This is a genomic window from Arthrobacter sp. TE12231, from assembly GCF_054062895.1.
In genome coordinates, this window is the sequence record NZ_JBSSFS010000001.1 from 3,637,316 (window position 1) to 3,657,563 (window position 20,248).

Annotated in this window: 17 protein-coding genes; 10 read left to right on the forward strand and 7 right to left on the reverse strand. The window is 68.9% G+C overall.

Annotated features, from left to right (window positions below; genetic code table 11):
* Positions 1–6: 6 nt before the first annotated feature.
* The 6 genes from rhaI to ACVWYS_RS16275 all read right to left on the reverse strand — a co-directional run bounded on the left by rhaI (position 7) and on the right by ACVWYS_RS16275 (position 6,405).
* On the reverse strand, positions 7–1,173 hold the full coding sequence (gene rhaI / locus ACVWYS_RS16250) for an L-rhamnose isomerase (protein ID WP_456510072.1): 1,167 nt from the start codon (positions 1,171–1,173) through the stop codon (positions 7–9).
* A complete protein-coding gene (locus ACVWYS_RS16255) occupies positions 1,170–1,544 on the reverse strand; it encodes an L-rhamnose mutarotase (RefSeq protein ID WP_456507553.1) in 375 nt (124 codons plus the stop codon). Before ACVWYS_RS16255 ends, rhaI begins: the two co-directional genes overlap by 4 nt.
* 129 nt (positions 1,545–1,673) lie before the next feature.
* Complete coding sequence (rhaS, locus tag ACVWYS_RS16260) at positions 1,674–2,759, reverse strand: rhamnose ABC transporter substrate-binding protein (RefSeq protein ID WP_425547128.1); 1,086 nt, start codon at positions 2,757–2,759, stop codon at positions 1,674–1,676.
* A 58-nt stretch (positions 2,760–2,817) separates the two neighbouring features.
* Entirely contained in the window at positions 2,818–3,831 is a 1,014-nt protein-coding gene (locus ACVWYS_RS16265) for an ABC transporter permease (protein ID WP_344362908.1), read from the reverse strand.
* Positions 3,821–4,843 (reverse strand): ABC transporter permease, encoded by a 1,023-nt coding sequence (locus tag ACVWYS_RS16270; RefSeq protein ID WP_456510073.1) that lies wholly within the window; start codon positions 4,841–4,843, stop codon positions 3,821–3,823. The genes ACVWYS_RS16265 and ACVWYS_RS16270 overlap by 11 nt, the downstream gene beginning before the upstream one ends.
* Positions 4,840–6,405, reverse strand: a complete 1,566-nt coding sequence (locus tag ACVWYS_RS16275) for a sugar ABC transporter ATP-binding protein (protein ID WP_456510074.1) — start codon at positions 6,403–6,405, stop codon at positions 4,840–4,842. Before ACVWYS_RS16275 ends, ACVWYS_RS16270 begins: the two co-directional genes overlap by 4 nt.
* 162 nt (positions 6,406–6,567) lie before the next feature.
* Here ACVWYS_RS16275 and ACVWYS_RS16280 point away from each other — a divergent pair, with 162 nt between their 5' ends.
* The 9 genes from ACVWYS_RS16280 (at position 6,568) to ACVWYS_RS16320 (ending at position 17,484) form a co-directional block, all read left to right on the forward strand.
* Entirely contained in the window at positions 6,568–7,584 is a 1,017-nt protein-coding gene (locus ACVWYS_RS16280) for a LacI family DNA-binding transcriptional regulator (RefSeq protein WP_456507557.1), read from the forward strand.
* Between the two features lie 181 nt (positions 7,585–7,765).
* Positions 7,766–8,326, forward strand: a complete 561-nt coding sequence (locus tag ACVWYS_RS16285) for an SRPBCC family protein (RefSeq protein WP_456507558.1) — start codon at positions 7,766–7,768, stop codon at positions 8,324–8,326.
* A 213-nt stretch (positions 8,327–8,539) separates the two neighbouring features.
* Positions 8,540–8,785, forward strand: coding sequence for a hypothetical protein (locus ACVWYS_RS16290; RefSeq protein ID WP_456507559.1), 246 nt, complete (start codon positions 8,540–8,542; stop codon positions 8,783–8,785).
* Positions 8,772–8,915, forward strand: a complete 144-nt coding sequence (locus ACVWYS_RS16295; RefSeq protein WP_344362878.1) for a hypothetical protein — start codon at positions 8,772–8,774, stop codon at positions 8,913–8,915. The genes ACVWYS_RS16290 and ACVWYS_RS16295 overlap by 14 nt, the downstream gene beginning before the upstream one ends.
* Before the next feature lie 134 nt (positions 8,916–9,049).
* Entirely contained in the window at positions 9,050–9,667 is a 618-nt protein-coding gene (locus tag ACVWYS_RS16300) for a hypothetical protein (RefSeq protein WP_344362876.1), read from the forward strand.
* A gap of 260 nt (positions 9,668–9,927) precedes the next feature.
* Entirely contained in the window at positions 9,928–10,680 is a 753-nt protein-coding gene (locus ACVWYS_RS16305) for a YcnI family copper-binding membrane protein (protein WP_456509084.1), read from the forward strand.
* A 114-nt stretch (positions 10,681–10,794) separates the two neighbouring features.
* Complete coding sequence (locus ACVWYS_RS16310; protein WP_202615846.1) at positions 10,795–11,424, forward strand: DUF4232 domain-containing protein; 630 nt, start codon at positions 10,795–10,797, stop codon at positions 11,422–11,424.
* Positions 11,425–11,486: 62 nt separating this feature from the next.
* Complete coding sequence (locus ACVWYS_RS16315) at positions 11,487–16,628, forward strand: Lhr family ATP-dependent helicase (protein WP_456507560.1); 5,142 nt, start codon at positions 11,487–11,489, stop codon at positions 16,626–16,628.
* Positions 16,621–17,484: a DNA-formamidopyrimidine glycosylase family protein gene (locus ACVWYS_RS16320; protein ID WP_456507561.1), complete on the forward strand. Its 864-nt coding sequence runs from the start codon at positions 16,621–16,623 to the stop codon at positions 17,482–17,484. Before ACVWYS_RS16315 ends, ACVWYS_RS16320 begins: the two co-directional genes overlap by 8 nt.
* 236 nt (positions 17,485–17,720) lie before the next feature.
* Here ACVWYS_RS16320 and yczE read toward each other — a convergent pair whose 3' ends face one another.
* The gene (gene yczE / locus ACVWYS_RS16325; RefSeq protein ID WP_456507562.1) at positions 17,721–18,353 is read right to left on the reverse strand and encodes a membrane protein YczE; all 633 of its coding nucleotides are present in this window, start codon (positions 18,351–18,353) and stop codon (positions 17,721–17,723) included.
* A gap of 61 nt (positions 18,354–18,414) precedes the next feature.
* Here yczE and yczR point away from each other — a divergent pair, with 61 nt between their 5' ends.
* Complete coding sequence (yczR, locus tag ACVWYS_RS16330; protein ID WP_456507563.1) at positions 18,415–20,016, forward strand: MocR-like transcription factor YczR; 1,602 nt, start codon at positions 18,415–18,417, stop codon at positions 20,014–20,016.
* Positions 20,017–20,248: the final 232 nt, after the last annotated feature.

Here is a 20,248-nt window from a genome sequence, read left to right on the forward strand (position 1 = left end):
GCCTGCTTACGCTCCCCATCCGGCTTGCTGGCCGCCGACGCGGTCCTCGTTGATTTTCTTCTGGTAGCCGCTGGCCTTGAAAGCGGCCATCGGGTCCGCGGGCAGGCCGCGGGACTCACGCCACTGCGCCAGCGCAGGACGGACATCGGTGTAGAAGGCATCGTTGAAGATGCCGTTGGCGGCCAGGACGTCGCCGCTGCGCTGCGCCTCGGCCAGGGCATCGGTATCGATCAGCAGGGCGCGGGCCGTCATTTCCTGGACGTTGAGCACGGAGCGGATCTGGCCCGGGATCTTTTCTTCCAGGTTGTGGCACTGGTCCAGCATCAGGGCCACGCCCGAGTCCTTACCGAAGCCGCCGCCGCGGATGACCTCATGCATGATGCGGAACAGCTGGAAGGGATCGGCCGCGCCGACGATCAGGTCATCGTCCGCGTAGAAGCGGGAGTTGAAGTCGAAGGAGCCGAGCTTGCCCAGGCGCAGCAGCTGCATGACGATGAATTCGATGTTGGTGCCGGGAGCGTGGTGGCCGGTGTCGAGGCAGACGAAGGCCTTCTCGCCCAGGGCCAGGGTCTGGGCGTAGGAGGTGCCCCAGTCCGGGACGTCGGTGTGGTAAAAGGCCGGCTCGAAGAACTTGTACTCCAGCACCAGGCGCTGCTCCTCGCCCAGGCCGGCGTAGATTTCCTGCAGGGATTCGGCCAGGCGGTCCTGCCGGCCGCGCATGTCATCCTGGCCCGGGTAGTTGGTGCCGTCCGCGAGCCAGATCTTCAAATCCCGCGAACCCGTGGCGTGCATGATCTCCAGGCACTCAAGGTGGTGGTCGACGGCGCGGCGGCGGACCGCCGGGTTGGAAGATGTCAGGGACCCGAACTTGTACTCATCGTCCTGGAAGGTGTTGGAGTTCACCGTGCCCAGGCCCACGCCCAGGTCCGCGGCATACTCCTTCAGGGCCGCATAGTCATCTACCTTGTCCCAGGGGATGTGCAGCGCGACCGTGGGTGCCAGGCCGGTGAGTTCGTGGACCTTCGCGGCGTCGGCCAGCTTCTCGTGGACGGTGCGCGGGGTGCCGGGGGTGCCGAACACCTTGAAGCGGGTGCCGGAGTTGCCGTAGGCCCAGGACGGGACCTCGATGGCGAGTTCCCCGAGGCGACCCAGGGCCGTTTCTATGGTGTTCATGATTGTTCCTTCTGCGGTTGGGGGTTGTCCTCAGCGGCGTTGGCCGCGGACAACTGGTCCTCAAGATTGAAAATTTCGGTGAGCTGGAGGAAGCCCTGGTCCGGCGCCTGTGCTTCGTCTTCGAAAAGGGTTGCCATCTCGGCCTGCCAGCGTGCGTTCACCTCGGTGAGGGCCATGCGGGCGCGCACTGCGTCGAAGTCGTCGCACTCCACATACCCCACCAGCAGCCCGTCGTCGGCGAGGAACAGCGAGTAATTGTTCCAGCCCGCTGCCTTGAGTTCCCGGAGCATCTCCGGCCAGACGGCGGCGTGACGGCGCCGGTATTCGGGAACCTGGCTGGGTTTGACCGAGGAGCGGAAGCACACCCTCATGAGGAATTCTCCTGATCTCGACTCTTGATCATTGAGTTGATTGAATCGATTCATTTAGACAATAGCATTGTGCGTGCTGAGTGAAGAAACTCCGGCGCTGATCATGACATCAGCGCCGGAGCGGGGTGCCTAGAAGTTGTACTGGTCCACGTTCGCGGCGGTGAAGACCGTGGGTTCGCCGAGCAGCACGGTGGAGTTGGGGCCGACCTTGAACTCACCCAGGGTGCCGGCCTTGAACGTCTGGCCTTCGGCGCCGGTGATCTGGCCGGAGGCGAGGGCCGCGCCGGCGTAGGCGGCGAGGTAGCCGAGCTTTTCGACATCCCACAGGGCGAACGACTTCATGGTGCCGTTCTTCAGGTACTCCTTGAGCTGGCTCGGGAAGCCGAGGCCCGTCAGCTGGACTTTGCCCTTGTACTCGGACCCGGAGAGGTACTGGGCGGCTGCGGCAATGCCGACAGTCGTGGGCGAGATGATGCCCTTGAGCGTCGGGTGGGCCTGCAGGAGCGCCTGGACTTCCTGCTGGGACTTCTGGGCGTTGTCATCGCCGTACGCGGTGGCGACGAGCTTGAGCTTGGCGTACTCGGGCTTCTCGAGTTCCTTCTTCATCAGCTCGATCCACGCGTTCTGGTTCGTGGCGTTGGCCGTGGCGGACAGAATGGCGATGTCCCCGCCGTCGGGACCGATGGCGTCGGAGATGAGCTTGATCTGGGTGGACGCGATGCCTTCAGCGGTGGCCTGGTTGATGTAGAGGTCGCGGCAGGAGGGGTCGGTGTCCGAGTCAAAGGTGACCACCTTCGCGCCGGCGCTGCGGGCCTCGTCCAGTGCCGAACAGATGGCCTTGGGATCGTTGGCCGAGGTTGCGATGACGTTGGAGCCCTGCTGCGTGAGCGTGTTGATGTAGCTCACCTGGCTGGAGGCGCTGGCCTCTGAGGGGCCCACCTCGGAGAAGACGCCCTTGTACTCGTCCACCGCGGCCTTGCCGCCGCGGTCTGTGACCGTGAAGTAGGAGTTGTTCAGCTGCTTGGGCAGGAAGGCCACCTTTAGGCCTTCCTTGATCGGCGCATTCGGATCCGCTGCGGCGCTGGAAGATGCGGCCCCGCCGCCGGCGGTGCTGGAGGTGTTGGTGGTTCCACCGCAGGCGCTAAGCGCCAGCGCAAGTCCCGTGGCGACGGCGATATAGGCCGGCGCGAGGCGACGGGATCCGGTCGTGGACATGAATTTCATAGTGGTGCCTTTCAACTGAACGTCGTTGTTGCTGTGGTGTGAACGGTGGTCAGGTCGTTGAAGCTTTGTGGGAGAGAGAACGGACCCAGGCGATGGCGTTAGGGGCGACGACGGCCAGGATCAGGAGGCCGCCGGTGAGCATGGACAGCGTGTCCTCGGGGACGCTCGCCAGCTGGAGAGCGTTGCGCAGGATGGCCAGAAGCCCGACGCCGGCGATGACGCCCGGAAGGGTGCCCTTGCCGCCAAAGATGGACACGCCGCCGAGCAGTACTGCCGCGATGACCGACAGTTCCAGGCCCGTGGCGTTATCACCGCGTGCGCTTCCGTATCGCAGGGTCCACCACACGCCGACCAGTGCCGCGACGGTGCCCGAGATGACGAAGAGCCAGAACTTTGTCCGCGCGACGCCGATTCCCGAGAAACGGGCGGCGTCCACGCTGTAGCCGATGGCGAACAGGGAGCGGCCGAAGCCGGTGAAGTGCAGGGCGACACCGAAGATGATGACCAGGAGGATGACCGGCAGAATCCAGACGGGGATGCCCGTGGTGCCGATCTTTGCCTGCAGGCCCGTGGTGATGGCCCGCGGGAAGCTGGTGACCGCCTGATCCCCCAGGACAACGAAGGCAAGCCCGCGGTACAACGCCAGGGTACCGATGGTCACGGCCAGGGACGGCAGGCCGACGACGGAGACCAGGAAACCGTTGAGCGCCCCGGACACGGCGCCGAGGACAAGGCACAAGGGGACGATCGTTTCCATCGGCATCCCGGCGTTCCAGAGCGCTCCGAATACGCAGCTGACGAAGCCTGCGATGCTGGCGACGGACAGGTCGATCTCGCCGGTGATAATGATCAGCGTCATCGGCAGCGCCAGGAGCAGGACCGGGATCACGTCGATGAGGAGGAACCCGACGTTGCGGGAGGTTGCGAAACCGCTCACGGTCAGGGAGGCGACGATGATGCTGGCCACGAGGGCCAGAATGATGGCGGTGTCCCAGCTGCGCAGGAAGCCGAAGCGGGGGGCGCGGCGGGTTTCTGCTGCCGGCGGTGCTGTATCAACCAGCATGTGAATCGTGTCCTCTCAGACGGCGCTCGGTGCGCAGGGCAAGGTATCGGTCCAGGACAATCGAGGCCAGGATCAGGACGCCGATCATGGCCCGCTGCCAGAACGGCGAGACGCCCAGGACCGGAAGGGCAGAGGTGATGGTGGTCAGGAGCACGGCGCCGAGGGCTGCCCCGTAGACCGTGCCGACACCGCCGGCAATGGCCACCCCGCCAACCACGGCCGCGGCCACGACGTTCAGTTCAAGGCCCTGGCCCGCCGTCGCGTCGAGGTTGCCGTACTTGGCTGCATAGATGACCCCGCCGAGTCCGGCGAGGGCGCCGGAGATTGCGAAAGCGGAGAAGACCTTCCGCCCGACCCGGATTCCGTACAGTCGGGCGGCCTGGACGTCCGATCCGATGGCGTAGAACTCGCGTCCGGAACGCAGGTTCTTCAGGTAGAGGCCGAAAGCCATGACGACCGCGAGGGCGATCAGGGCCAGGTAGGGGAATCCCAGCAGCGTGCCGGCACCGAGCGCCAGGAAGTCTGCCGGCAGGTCGGAGGGGCTGATCTGCTGGCCCTGGGCCCAGGCGAAGTCAACGCCGCGGAAGATGTACAAGGTTCCCAGGGTGACCACCAGGGCCGGCACCTTGGCCACCGCGATCAGTGCCCCGTTGATGGCCCCCAGCGTGGCGCCGAGGGCGATGCCGATGCCGAGCATGGCGATCACGGGAAGATCGGGCAGCGCGATGAAGATTTTTCCGGTCGCGAACGCCGTCAGTCCGAGCACTGAGCCGACCGACAGATCCACGTTCTTCGTCACGATCACGATCGCCTGGCCGACGGCGAGGATCACCAGGATCGAGGAGTTCAGCAGCAGGTCTTTGATGCTCTGCGCGCTCAAGAACCGGGGGTTGGCCGCTACTGTGACGGCGATCAGGATGACCAGCGCGAGGAACACGCTGAATTCACGGGATCGGGTCAACGTCCCGAGCCAGGCCGTGGACGGCTGACGTTGCAGGGTTAGGGTGGTCACGCTGTTGTCTCCTTGGTTTTCGGGTCGACTCCCGTGGCCGCCGTCATGACGGATTCCTCCGTGGCGTCCTTGCGGCTAAGTTCGGCGGTGATCCGTCCCTCGTGCATCACCAGTACGCGGTCCGACATGCCTAGGATCTCGGGCAGTTCCGAGGAGATCATGAGGACGGCCAGGCCCGTGCCCGCGAGCTCGGAGATGAGCCGGTGCACCTCGGACTTGGTGCCGACGTCGATTCCGCGGGTGGGTTCGTCGATGATCAGGATTCGCGGGCCGGTGGCCAGCCACTTGCCCAGGACGACCTTCTGCTGGTTGCCGCCTGAAAGAGTCGAGATCGGGGACATCGGGGACCCCGCCTTGATCTGCAGCTTCTTGGCCCATTCCTTTGTGGCCTGGGCCTCGGCCTGGTTGGTGAGGAGGCCGAAACGGCTCAGTTTCCGCCGGAGCGTCAGGGTGAGGTTCCGGCTCACGTTCAGCTCCATGACCAGGCCCTGCTTGCGTCGGTCCTCCGGCACGAACGCGAGCCCGGCGGCCATCGATGCCCGCGGGGACAAGGATTTGAGCGGCGCGTCGCGGACCAGGACTTCACCGGAGTCGTATTTGTCGATGCCGAAGACGGCCCGCGCCACCTCGGAACGCCCGGCGCCCACAAGGCCGCTGAGGCCGACGATTTCGCCGGCCCGCACGGTGAAGGATATATCCGAGAACACGCCCTTGCGGCTGAGCCCCTTCACCTCGAGGGCGGTGGGCCCGATCGTCGTTTCCTGCTTGGGGAACAAGGACGCGACGTCGCGGCCGACCATCTGCCGGATCACGCCGTCGACGGTGAGTTCGGAGGCCGGGGCGGTGGCGACGTGCGCGCCGTCGCGCATCACGGTGATCCAGTCCGCCAGGGCAAAGACTTCCTCGAAGCGGTGGGAGATGAACATTACCGCGGCCCCCTGGGCCTGCAGGGTCCGGGTGACGGCGAAGAGCCTGTCAACTTCGACGCCGCTGAGCGCCGCCGTCGGTTCGTCCATGATCAGGACGCGCGCGTCGAGCGAAATGGCCTTGGCGATTTCGACCACCTGCTGGTCGGCAATCGAGAGACCTTGCGCGGCCCGGTCGGGATCGATCTTGACCCCCAGCTGCTCAAAAAGCTCCAGGGCCTGCTGGCGCATCGCCTTCCGGTCGATCCTGCGCAGGGAGCGCAGCGGCTGCCGGCCCATGAAGATGTTCTCGGCGACAGTAAGATCCGGGAACATGGTCGGTTCCTGGTAGATGACGGCGATCCCTGCCTCGCGGGCATGGAGCGGATCGCGGAACGAGACCTCCTCGCCATCCAGCAGAACCTGACCACGGTCCTGCTGGTGCAGTCCGGCGAGGGTCTTGACCAGAGTGGATTTGCCGGCGCCGTTTTCTCCGACCAGCGCGGTGACCTGACCCCGGTACAGGCTGAGGCTGGCGCCGCGCAGCGCGTGCACCGCGCCGAAGGACTTGTGGATGTCCCGCAGTTCCAGAAGCGGAACATCTGCCGCCTGGGCCCTCCGGGTGCTCCGAACCGTGGCGTCCTGTGCTTCGGCCATGTCCGTTACTCCTTTGTAATGAATCGATTCATTTGTGAACCTACTCACACGTTAGGGCTTGTTTCCGCTGCGTGTCAACCAGCAAACATCCGGGCGGCCAATGTGAACGACGTAACATTGAAGGAGTGGATTGATTCGATTCAGTGATTAGGAGGTTCTTACGTGTCAAGCGGCCCGGGTGCAAAGCTGAAGGATGTCGCCGCGCTTGCGGGGGTTTCCGTCGGCACTGTTTCAAATGTCCTCAACCGGCCGGAGCAGGTCTCGGTCGACAAGAAGAGCCGCGTCCTGGCTGCCATCGACCAGCTGGGATTCGTGCGCAACGAATCGGCCCGGTCGCTGCGGTCCGGGTCCACCCGGAGCCTCGGCATGCTCGTACTGGACGTCCGGAACCCCTTCTTCACCGATGTGGCGCTGGGGGCCGAAAACGTCGCCGAAGACCACAAGCACTCCCTGATCCTGGCCAACAGCGCCGAGGACACGGGGCGGGAGTTGGCCTATCTGGACCTGTTCGAGCAGCAGCGCGTCCAGGGCGTCCTGATCACCCCGTTCGGCCAGGTTCTGGAGCGGCTCGAAACCATGCGTGCCCGGGGCATCCCCTCGGTGCTCGTTGACCGGCTCGCACGCACGGATCAGTTCTGCTCGGTTTCGGTGGACGACGTCGCCGGCGGCGCGACAGCCCTGACCCATCTCCTAAGCGTCGGTTCGGTGCGCCCGGCGTTCGTGGGCGGTCCCTTCACGCTGCAGCAGGTCGAGGACCGCTACCGCGGTGCCGCCGACGCGGCCGAAGCGGCTGGGGTATCGCTGCAATTGTTCGAAACGCCCGACCTGAAATTTGAGCGCGGGCGCCAGATCGGCGATCTCATCGGAAATCTTCAGCCCGACAAGCGGCCGGACGCCGTGTTTGCCGCCAATGACCAGCTGGCGCTCGGGCTCCTGCAGTCCTTCGCCGCCAACGGGCTCCGCGTGCCCGAGGACATCGCAATCGTGGGCTTCGACGACATCGACTTCGCTTCCCAATCGAGCATTCCGCTCAGCTCCATCAGCCAGCCGCGGCACCTGATCGGCGAGCGTGCCGCCCAGCTCCTTTTCGACGAAATCGACGACGAGAACGGTCACGTCCACAGCCAGGTGGTGTTCACGCCGGAACTCGTTGCCAGGCAGAGCACCCGGCGCCACTAGCGAGCCCCTGCCCTGCGCCCTTCAGGACCGGGGGCATGTGCCCTTTCGCCCCGTCCGGAGCGCACGCTCGGGCTTCCGCCAGGCCCATTGACCGGACGCACCCTGCTGGGTACGGTCACGTGCATCGATCCGCCCCGGCCGCTGCATCGCCTACGGCTGGCGAACATTTCGGGAGGCCCCCATGGGCAGCACAGACTATGAGTTCCGGACTGTCTGGCGGGTGGCCGGCACGCCGGAGGAGGTCGCGGCCGTCCTCGGCGACGCCACCGCCCTGCCCCGCTGGTGGCCGTCCGTCTATCTCAGCGTCGAGCCGGTGGCCGGCGGTCCGGAACCCGGGCCCGGCGTTCCCCGCCCCGTGCGCCTCCATACGAAGGGCTGGCTGCCTTACACGCTCCGGTGGACGCTCACGGTCACGGAGCCGGTCACCAGCCGCGGCTTCGCCCTCACCGCCGCCGGCGACCTCAACGGCACCGGCCGCTGGACCTTTGAGCCGGACGGGCCGGAAACGGTCATCACCTACGACTGGCGGGTCAGCGCCGCCAAGCCGCTGCTGCGGCGGCTGAGCTGGCTGCTCAAACCCGGTTTCGCCGCCAATCACCGCTGGGCGATGGCCCGCGGCGAGGAGAGCCTGGCCCTGGAGCTGCGCCGGCGCCGGGCTGCAGCGGGGATCGCCACCGGCGCAACGCACCCTGTTCCACCGCCGCCGCGGCCCACCTTCGCCTGGCTGCGGTGGCGGGCCTGAACCGGCCGGCAGCCCGCGCCGGCGCGCATGACAGCGATGCGGAGCGGAAGGCGTGGCGCCCAAACTCCCGCACTGTCCCCGCAACGGACTCCCGCACTGGACTCCTGCACAACGAGACGGAGGTGTCTCATTCAGTTGACCATTGAGCCGACAAGCCATTCCACGGTTAGCTGGATCACATCAACGTTTCCCCGTGACCTTTCAGGAATCCTCATGACTTTGCAGAAGAACCGGCCCTCCGGCGGCCCCGTCCACTGGGACGACGTCGAGATCGGCGACGCCGTCCACCTCCGCCGGGGCGGCCGCATTGAGTACGCCGGACGCGTCGACAACCGCACCGCCGACGGCGCCGTCGTGTGGGTGCTCTCCGACGGCGGACGCCGGCAGCTGTTCCATGTTGCCGACGGCTTCGAACTGACCGTGGCAGACCCCGAAGGAGCCCGTCATGCTGACAACTGAACGCTCCGCACCCCTGGTGCGCCAGCCGACCACCCTGTCCGGCACCGCAGCCGGGACGGACACCTGGGCTTCCGGCGCCGCCTCCTGCCCCGATGACTGCCACTACTGCTCGGGCCCCGAGACCGACTAGCCGCAGCGGCTTCCCTCCCCCGGGCACTCCCGCACCTCCCCGGCGCCAGCCGCCCGGGCCCCTCAGCTCCCGCGCGCCGGTAGAATCTGGTAGGAAACCGCGACCCGCGATCAGCGACCCGTCAGGAGGACTCCGTGCGACTACACGACGCCCGGGTTCCTTTCCATTCCCTCCGGGCCGCCCTCTTCGCCACCACCGCGGTGACGCTGGCAGCCTGTGCCCACGTCGTCTCCGGCGGCCAACTGCCCGGTTCCGGCATCCTGGTTGCCATCCTGGCCCTGACCGGACTGGCCTGCACGGTTGCCACCCGGCTCCATCTTGGGTTCCCGGCCGCGGCCGCCCTCCTGGGCGCCGGGCAGGTGGTCCTGCACGAGGCCTTCACCGCGTTCGGCGGATCCGTTGCGGGGACGCCCGCCGGCGAGCCAACCCACCACGGCCTGGCCGTCATCCCCGCTGGGACCCTCACCCATCTTCAGCCCCATGAGCTGGACTCCCCGCTGGCCCTGTTCATGCTGAGCGGCCACGCGCTGGCCACTCTTGCCTGCGCGCTGCTCCTGGCCAAGGGCGAAGACGCCCTGTGGGCCCTCGCCGCCTGGCTCCGGCCGCTAGTCCAGCTCCCGTCACCGGTGACGCCCGACGCCGGCCCCGCACCGGTGCCGGCCGGCTGGCCGGCGGACTGTGCCCCGCTCCCCTGGCGGAACCTCCGTCCCGATAGCCGCCGCGGCCCGCCCGCCGCCGTCGTACTTCCCTGACATCCCTCCGGCCGCGGCCGGAGCTGTCCCGCTCTGCTGTGCCCTCAACCGGCCCGTTCCGATCCGGCCTGCGCTGCCGTGCGCTGCCCTGCGCTGATCGAATCCGCCCGTTCTGGGCCGCCTGTGCTGCCCCGTCCTGTCCTGGGCTGGGCTGATCCGCACAGCCATGAGCGGTAGGAGCCGCCGCGTCCACCCCCACTTTCGCGCTGCCCCGAGCGCAGCGCGTCCGCCTGAAAGGCACCCTTACCTTGAAAACCACACTGCACGCCTCTGCCCTCCGCCGCACCCTCTCCGTCACGGCCGTGGCCGGCGGAACGGCGGCGCTGATGCTCGCCGGGCTTCCGGCCGCGTCCGCGCACGTCGAAGCCACCCCGGACAAGACCGCCGCGAACTCGTACGCCCTGCTGACCTTCGGGATTCCGCACGGCTGCGATACGTCCGGGACCACCAAAATGACCATCACCCTGCCCGCCGAACTCAACGACGCCCAGCCCACGGTGAACCCGAACTGGACGGTGCAAAAGGTTACGGAGCAGCTGCCCGCGCCCAAGAAACTGGACAACGGGACGTCCATCACCAAGCGGACCAGCCAGATCGTCTACACGGCCAAGTCCCCGCTGGACCCGGAGCTGCGGGACACCCTGGTGCTCTCCGTGAAGCTGCCCGATACTCCGGGGAAGACCCTCTACTTCCCCACCCTGCAGACCTGCGAGCAGGGTCAGACCGACTGGTCGCAGATCCCGCAGGAAGGCCAGGACGAGGAATCCCTCAAAACCCCGTCACCGTCTGTGACGGTCACCGACGCCGTCGCAGGCGCGGACGGCCATTCGGCCCACACTGCCAGCGTTGAGGCCGCCCCGGCAGCAACCCAGATGGCGTCCGTGGACGACGGCGGCGCGCAGGCCCGGAGCTGGGGCGCCATGGCCGCCGGGCTAGGCGGCCTAGTGCTCGGCGGGGCAGCATTCATCCGAAGCCGCACCAAGAACGGCAGCAGCTCCGTGACCCAGAAGTAACGCGCAGCGCGGTTGACCTCGGTTGATGCCCGGAAATCACAATCCGGGCATCAATCGGGGCTCCGTCGCCGTGGCGTCGTTGACTAAGGCATCGGCGGGCATAAAGGTGGAGCCATGAGGTCTCAGCGAATGAATCATGCACTGCTTGTGACAACGGCTGCCGTCGCGGCCCTCCTGCTCAGCGGCTGCGGGGGCAGCGCGGCGCAGACCCAGTCGGCGACGTCACCGGCTACCGCGTCGGCCAGCCCGGCCAGCCTGCCCGCAGCCTCCGGCGCCGCAACGGACACCTCTGCCGCCCCGGCATCGCAGGCGGCCCAGTCCGGCCCCGCGCTGTGCAAGGCCGCGGGCCTGACGGCCACCACCGACTCTACCGGCGGCGGCGCGGCGGGCAGCGTCTACATGAAACTGATCGTGACCAACTCCGGCACCGAGCCGTGCCTGCTCAAGGGCTACGCGGGCGTCTCCCTCACGGCAGGGGCCGACGGCGAGCCGATCGGCGCCGCCGCCACCCGCGACGACTCCACGCCGGTCACCGATGTCCAGCTTGCCCCGGGCCAGGCCGGCGTCGCCACCCTGCGCTATACCCAAGCCGCCAACTACGGGGACTGCACCCGGACGCCCGCGGCAGGATTCCGGGTCTACCCGCCTGAGGACACCGCTTCCCTGTTCCTCCCGCAGCCGCTTGATGCCTGCAGCAACACCGAGATCAACCTGCTGACCATCGGGGCCTTCCAACCGAAGTAGCCCCAGACGCCCCAGGACATTGCCCGGCCAATAGTGTCGGCCGGGTAGGGCATGATGGAGGAATGAAGGGGCAGGAGCTCGCCGGCGGCACACTTGCGGCCGACGCCATGGACCGGTTCAGCCGGCCGACCCGGGACTGGTTCCTGGGCGCCTTTTCCGGGCCCACCCCGGCCCAGAACGGCGCCTGGAATGCCATCTCCTCCGGCTCGCATGCCCTCGTTGTCGCTCCCACCGGCTCCGGCAAGACGCTCGCTGCGTTCCTCTGGGCGCTGGACCGGCTGATCGCCTCCGCCCCGGCCGAGCCCGAAGCCCTGCCCGGCCTGGACACGACGGCCAAGGGCGGCCGCCGGAAAACGGTCCCGCGGAAGACCCGCGTACTGTACATTTCCCCGCTCAAGGCCCTCGGCGTCGACGTCGAACGCAACCTTCGCGCGCCGCTGATCGGCATCACGCAGACCGCCAAACGCCTGGACCTCCCCACCCCGCTCATCACCGTGGGCGTCCGGTCCGGGGATACGACGGCGGCCGACCGCCGCTCGTTGCTCAGCCACCCGCCGGACATCCTCATCACTACCCCGGAATCCCTCTTCTTGATGCTGACGTCCAAGGCGAGGGAAACCCTCAGCGAGGTGGACACGATCATCATCGACGAGGTTCACGCCGTCGCCGGCACCAAGCGCGGAGCACATCTGGCGGTGTCGCTGGAACGGCTCGACGCGCTGCTGCCCAAGCCCGCCCAGCGGATCGGGCTGTCGGCCACCGTGGAACCCAAAGAGCTGGTGGCGCAGTTCCTCGCCGGGTCGGCACCGGTGGAAATTGTGGCTCCTCCGTCGCGGAAGAACTGGGACCTGACCGTTTCTGTCCCGGTTGAGGACATGTCCGATCTCCAGGGCGCCGCGGGGGCTTTCGATTCCGGTCCTGCCTCCGGTCTCCAGCCACAGGCGTCCATCTGGCCGCATGTGGAGGAAAAGATCGTGGACCTGGTGCTGGCCAACCAGTCCACCATCGTGTTCGCGAACTCCCGCCGCCTCGCCGAACGGCTTACCGCCCGGCTCAACGAGATCTACGCCGAACGCCAGCTCATGGCAGCTGGCGGCGGCTGGACCGAGTTTGGCGCAGACGCGCCGGACTTCGAAGCCGGACCGAATGCTGTGCCGATCGCCGTGCAGTCCGGCGGCGCCTCGGCGCTGCCCACCTCCACCGCCACGCCGGCGCACATGATGGCCCAGGCCGGCAGCACCGCGGGCGCCGATCCCGTGCTGGCCCGCGCCCACCACGGCTCCGTCTCCAAGGATCAGCGGGCCCTGATCGAGGACGATCTCAAGTCCGGGCGGCTGCGCTGCGTCGTGGCCACGTCCTCCCTGGAACTGGGCATCGACATGGGTGCTGTGGACCTCGTGGTGCAGGTCGAGTCGCCGCCCTCGGTGGCCAGCGGCCTGCAGCGGGTGGGCCGCGCCGGCCACCAGGTGGGCGAAATTTCCCAGGGCGTCCTGTTCCCCAAGCACCGGGCCGATCTCGTCCACACGGCCATCACCGTGGAACGGATGCTCGACGGCAAGATCGAGCGGCTCAGCGTGCCGGCCAATCCGCTGGACATCCTTGCGCAGCAGACGGTCGCCGCCGCCGCGCTGGGCGCCATCGACGTCGAGGAATGGTTCGCCACGGTCCGGCGATCGGCGCCCTTCGCCTCGCTCCCCCGGTCCGCGTTCGAGGCCACCTTGGACCTGCTCGCCGGACGCTACCCCTCGGACGAATTCGCGGAGCTGCGGCCGCGGGTCATCTGGGACCGGAACGCCGGGACCATCGAGGGCCGTCCCGGGGCGCAGCGGCTCGCCGTCACCTCCGGCGGAACCATCCCGGACCGCGGGCTGTTCGGCGTCTACATCATCGGCACCGAGGTCGAGGGGACCGGCGGTTCCGCCGGCGGTGCCAGTGCGGACGGCAGGGCAGCCAGCCCTGCCACGGCGGCGGCCAAGGGCGGGCGCCGGGTGGGCGAACTCGACGAGGAAATGGTCTATGAATCGCGGGTGGGCGATATCTTCGCCCTTGGCGCCACCAGCTGGAAGATCGAGGACATCACGCACGACCGCGTCCTGGTCTCGCCGGCGTTCGGTCAGCCGGGCAAGCTGCCGTTCTGGAAGGGCGATTCGCTGGGCCGGCCCGTGGACCTGGGTCGCGCCCTCGGCGCGTTCATGCGCGAACTCTCAGCGTCCGACGTCGGACCAGCCACCGAGCGATGCAAGGCCAGCGGGCTGGACGACTACGCGGCGAACAACCTGATCCAGTACCTCGCCGAACAACGGCTCGCCACCGAGGTGGTCCCCAGTGATACCACCCTTGTGGTGGAACGCTTCCACGACGAGCTCGGGGACTGGCGCGTGGTGCTGCACAGCCCCTTCGGCCTGCCGGTGCATGCGCCGTGGGCCCTGGCCGTGGGCCAGCGCCTGCACCAGCGCTACGGGATGGACGGCTCGGCGATGGCCGCCGACGACGGCATCGTGCTGCGGGTGCCCATGATGGAAGACGAGCCGCCGGGTGCGGAGCTTTTCCTCTTCGATCCCGAGGAGCTGGAACAGATCGTGACGGCGGAGGTCGGCGGCAGTGCCCTCTTCGCCTCCCGCTTCCGCGAGTGCGCCGCCCGCGCCCTGCTCCTGCCGCGGCAGAACCCCGGCAAACGGCAGCCGCTGTGGCAGCAGCGGCAGCGCTCCGCGCAGTTGCTCGATGTGGCGCGGAAGTACCCGACGTTCCCGATCGTCCTGGAGACGGTGCGCGAGTGCCTGCAGGATGTCTACGACCTTCCGGCGCTCAAGGACATCGCCGCCTCGGTGGAACGCCGCGAGCTCAGGATCGTGCAGACCACCACCCAACAGCCCTCACCGTTCGCGAAGTCCTTGCTCTTCGGTTACGTGGCCCAGTTCCTCTACGAAGGGGATTCACCACTGGCGGAGCGCCGCGCCGCGGCCCTGGCGCTCGATTCCACCTTGCTCAACGAGCTCCTGGGCCGGGTGGAGCTGCGCGAACTCCTCGACGCGAAGGTCATCGACGCCACGGAACGTGAGCTGCAGCGGCTCGCTCCGGACCGCCGGGCGCGCGGGCTGGAGGGCGTCGCGGACCTCCTGCGCCTCCTGGGCCCGCTCACTCCGGACGAGGTTGCCGCCCGCCTGGAATCGGTGGCGGCACCAACCGCGGGCATTGAACCCGCCGGAACCCTGGCACTGGCGAGCGCCGAGGTTGCCCCGGCGCGGGAGCCTGCTCCAGCGTCTGCCAAGACTCCTGTGGCGGGCGACGCCGTCACCGGGGTCCACGTCGCCGCGGCCCACCTGACCGCGCTGCAGCGGGCCAACCGGGCGATCAAGGTCAACATCGCCGGCGTCGAACGCTTTGCGGCGGTCGAAGACGCCGCCCGGCTCCGCGATGCCCTCGGCGTGCCGCTGCCCATGGGCGTGCCGCTGGCGTTCATTGAACCGGTCGCGGACCCGCTCGGCGACCTCGTCTCGCGCTACGCCCGCACGCACGGGCCCTTCACCGCCGCCGAGGCCGCGGCGCGGCTGGGCCTCGGCGTCGCCGTCGTCGGCACCGCGCTGAAGCGGCTCGCCGCGGACGGCCGCGTGGTGGAAGGCGAGTTCCGCCCGCACGCACCGGCGCCCGCAGTCACGGCGGACACTACGGCAGCCAGCACCGCACCCGGCACCGCGGAATCCGAGGACGCGGCGGCCACGGCCCCGACTGCCGTTGCGCCTGTCGTTCCGCCTTTGGCGGGAGTGAGCGAGTGGTGCGACGCGGAGGTCCTCCGCAAGCTGCGCCGTCGTTCGCTCGCCGCGCTCCGGGCCGAAGTGGAGCCCGTGGACGCCACGGCGTACGGCCGGTTCCTTCCCGCCTGGCAAAACGTGCGAACACCCGGCGGCCGCGGGCAGTCCGCGCTGCGCGGCCTCGACGGCATCATCACGGCCGTCGACCAGCTCTCCGGCGTGCCCATTCCGGCCTCCGCCTGGGAGCCGCTGGTGCTGGCCAGCCGCGTCTCCAATTACCAGCCCGCCATGCTGGACGAACTCATGGCCGCCGGCGAGGTCCTCTGGTCCGGGGCCGGCTCGCTGCCGGGCAACGACGGCTGGATCAGCCTCCACCTCGCCGATTCGGCCGAACTGACGCTGAATCCCGCCGTCGATTTCGAACCCGGCGACGCCCAGCGGCGGCTCCTGGAGCACCTGCAGACCAACGGCGGCGGCTATTTCTTCCGGCAGCTGACCGACGTTGCCGGCGGCATGGACACCGTTCTGAGCGACCAGGACGTGGTGGCCGCGCTGTGGGATCTCGCCTGGGCGGGCCGGATCACGGGCGACACCTTTGCCCCCGTCCGGGCCCTCATCGCCGGCGGGCACACCGCGCACCGGCAGGTGGGGCGCGCCCCGCGGGCTCGCGCGCCGCGGCTCAGCCGCCTCGGGCGTGCGCACGGCACCGGCCTGCTCGGATCGCCGGGGCTCACCGGCGGCAGGTACGGCTCGGTGACCGGCACCGCGCCCGCGCCCCCGCTCGCCGCCGGACGATGGTCCGCCCTGCCATCCCCGGAACTCGATGCCACCATCCACGCCCGGGCCACCGCGGAACTCCTTCTGGACCGCTACGGCGTGGTCACCCGCGGCTCCGTCATGGCAGAAAACATCCTCGGCGGCTTTGGCCTTATGTACAAGGTGCTGGCACGGCTCGAGGAGGCCGGCCGGTGCCGCCGCGGCTACTTCATCGAGCACCTCGGCGCCGCGCAGTTCGCCGTGCCGGCCACGGTGGACCGGCTGCGGTCCTACGTCGAGGACGCCCAGCTGCACAAGGCCGAACCGGTGGCGCTCGCCCTCGCCGCCACCGACCCCGCCAACCCGTACGGCGCCGCGCTGCCGTGGCCTGCGCTTAACGTCGACGCCGGCACAGGCCACCGCCCCGGCCGGAAAGCCGGCGCCCTTGTGGTTCTGGTCGACGGCGCCTTGGCCCTCTACGTCGAACGCGGCGGCAAGACCCTGCTCGCCTTCAGCGACGACGCCGAGGTCCTGGCCGCGGCGGGCACGGCCCTGGTGGGAGTGGTGACCCGCGGCGCAGTGGACAAGTTGATCATGGAGAAAGTCAACGGCCACGGCATCCTCGACACCCCGGTGGCCGCCGCCCTCGCCCAGGCCGGGGCCTACTCCACCCCGAAGGGACTGAGGATCCGTGCCTGAGGGCGATTCCGTCTTCCGCGCCGCGGCGCAGCTGCATGCCGCCCTGGCCGGCAAGGAACTGGTTTCGTCCGACTTCCGCGTCCCGCGCTTCGCCACCCTGAAGCTCGGCGGCTGGACCGTGGACGAGGTGGTGCCCCGCGGCAAGCACCTGTTGATGCGGGTGCAGGGGCCGACGCCGAAGGACCGGCTCACCATCCACTCGCACCTGAAGATGGAGGGCAGCTGGCAGGTCTACCCGTCCGGAGGTCGCTGGCGGAAGCCCGGCTTCACGGCCCGGTGTGTGCTGCGCACCGCCACAGCAGACGCCGTCGGGTTCTCCCTCGGCATTCTTGAGGTGGTCCGCACCGACCAGGAGGACTCGATCGTGGGGCACCTGGGCCCGGATCTGCTGGGCCCGGGCTGGGACGCGGCCGAGGCCGAACGCCGGCTGCGCGCGGACCCCGATGTCCCCATCGGGGTCGCCCTGCTGGACCAGAGCAAGCTGGCAGGGATCGGGAACATCTACCGGTGCGAGGCCTGCTTCCTCTCGGGCGTCCATCCGGCGGCGCCCGTGTCCGCGGTGCCGGATCTCGCCGCCATGATCACGGAGGCCCAGGGACTGCTGGCGGCCAATCTCGGCCCGGGCCGCCGGACGACCGTGCTGAATGCGCGGGGCGTCCCGGTGGGCCGCACGGCCGGACGCCCCGGCTACTGGGTTTACCGGCGCGAGCACCAGCCGTGCCTCAAATGCGGTTCCCCGATCCGCCGCGGAGTCCTTGGCAAGGAGACCGGCACCGGCACGCTCACGGAGGAGCGGGACATCTACTATTGCCCCACGTGCCAGCCGCTGCCGGCCCCCGCAACGGGACCGGCGTAGCCCCCGGTCGTAGGGACCCCTGCGTAGCGACCCCTGCGCGGCGTGATCGGACTCGTGACGCGGAATAGCGTCTGCGCGGCGCTCTTTACCTGAGGACACCTGGATTCCCGCGTCGAGGGGAAATCTGCGCGTCGGCAGGGATTTCCCCCGTCGTCAAGATGCGGGTACCGGATGGACCGCTCAGGATTCGGAGGTCAGGAAGCCGCGGTCAAGAAGTCGCGGTCAAGAAGTCGCGCTCAAGAAGCCGCGACGGCGGGGTCGGCCTCCGCCACCGGGATCTCGGGCCGCTTCGCTTCCGGCACGGTGAACCGCGGCAGCAACAACTGCACCAGCGGGCCGATCGCCAGCGCGTACAGCACCGTGCCCACACCAACAGAACCGCCCAGCAGCCAGCCGGCCCCGAGGACCACCACTTCGATCCCGGTGCGGGAGGCCCGCACCGACCAGCCCGTGCGCCGGGCGAGTCCCGTCATGAGTCCGTCCCGGGCCCCGGGTCCGAGGCGGGCGCCGATGTAGCAGGCAGAGGCGATGCCGTTGAGCACGATGGCCCCCGCGAGCATTCCGATCTGGCCGCCAAGGTGCGAGAACTTCGGGATGAGGGCCAGTCCGACGTCCGCGAACACACCCACCAGCACGGCGTTGCACAGAGTGCCGACGCCGGGCCACTGCCGGAGCGGAATCCAAAAGAGCAGGACGAGGAAGCTGACGATCACCACCACCGTGCCGATGCTCAGCCCGGTCTTGACAGCGAGTCCCTGGTGGAAGACGTCCCAGGGATCCAGTCCCAGGCCGGCCCGGATGAACATTGCGAGCGAAACGCCGTACATGGCGAGGCCGATCAGGAGCTGGAGGAGTCTGCGGGTCAACATGGAGTCCATCCTCCAGGAAAACTGGCCTTGTAATCCATAGCCAGTTTGAAATACTGGCTACATGCCGATCTCTCTGACGCCCGGATCACTGGCCCGCCAGCTGGGCGAGTGGAACGTTGGTGCCGCCCCCGCCTACCGCGAGCTGGCCGACGTCGTCCGCCTGCTCATCCTCGACGGGCGCATTGCCCTGGATGTCGCCCTGCCGAGCGAGCGCTCCCTGGCCGTAAGCCTTGGAATCAGCCGCACGACGGTAACTGCGGCGTACGCTCTGCTGCGCGAGCAGGGCTTCCTCAGCAGCGGTCAGGGCAGCCGTAGCCGCAGCTGCATCCCGAGCCAGGGGCCCGCGCATGCCGGCGGCCCCGATGGCGCCCTGCGGCTCAGCGGCGCTCCCGGCCTGGCGGTGCCGGACGGAATCCTGGACCTGGCCTACGCGTCCCTGCCCGCCAGCGGCGAAGTGGTGCACCGGGCCTTTGCCGCGGCGCTGACGGAGCTGCCGGCACTGCTGCCGGGCTTCGGCTACGACGCCCTGGGCGTGGGCCCGCTCCGCGAAGCTATCGCAGCGCGGTACACCGCCGCGGGTGTTCCCACCACGGCCGGGCAGATCCTGGTCACCTCGGGCGCACAGCATGCCCTGAACATTGTGCTCCGCACCCTGGCCGGCCGCTCGGGCACCAAGGTGCTCGTGGAACATCCGAGCTACCCCAATGCCCTCGACGCCATCCGGGCCGCGGGCTGCCGCCCGGTTCCCGTGGCCATGCCCGCCCCAGGGCCGACGGGCACGGGCCACACCGGCACAGGCCAGACCGGCACGGCGGGCAACGGCGCTAGCCACCACGGAATTGGCCACCACGGCGTTCCTCACCACGGCGCTGGCGGCTGGGACTTCGAGGCCATGGAATCAGCGCTACTGCAGCAGCGGCCCGCGATGGCCTATGTGGTGCCGGACTTCCACAACCCCACCGGGCGGCTGATGCCCGATTCCCAGCGGCGCCGCCTCGTGAAGGCTGCCGCCGCGTCGGGCACCGTGCTGGTGGTGGACGAGACCTTGCGGGAGCTGAATCTCGACGACGCACACTCCACTCCGGTGGCCGCGTTCAGCCCCGCGGTGGTCTCCCTCGGCTCCCTCAGCAAGTCGCACTGGGCGGGGCTGCGGACCGGCTGGATCCGGGCCAGCGAACCCCTCATCCAGCGCTTCGCCGCCGCCCGCACCACCCTGGACCTCGGCGGCCCCGTGGTGGAACAGCTTGCCGCGGCGCATCTGGTCAACGCCATCGCCGAGCCGCTCCCGGCCCGGCTCGCCGCGCTGCGCGAGAACCGGGACACCCTGCTGGAACTGGTGCGCGAGCACCTGCCGGGCTGGGAGCCGGAACGGCCCGACGGCGGCCTGTCCCTCTGGTGCCGTCTCCCGGCGCCGATCAGCACCGCCCTCGCGGTGGTGGCTCCCGACGTCGGAATCCGGCTCGCCGCCGGACCCCGTTTCGGCGTCGGCGGCGCGTTCGAGCAATACCTGCGGCTGCCGTTCACCCTGCCCCCGGACCAACTGAAAACGGCGGTCCTGGCCTTACGGGCCGCGCAGGACCGGCTCGAGGCATCGCCGCAACTGCGAAGAGAGCTCGCCGGCCGCCGGGACCTGACGGGACCGCCAGCTGTCGCCATCGCCTGAGCGCAGCCGTGGCGGGGAACGACACCTGGCGACACCACACTTTCCTGCGCTGCGCTAACGACCCGGCGCGGCCCACCTTTTCCTACGCTGCGCAAACGACCCGGCGACGCCCACACTTTCCTACGCTGCGCTAACGACCCGGCGCGGCCTGCGCTTTCCTACGCCGCGCAAATGCCTTGTCGACGCCCGATTCCGGGTGTCGACAAGGCATTTGCGCGTCGCCGGCCGGGAT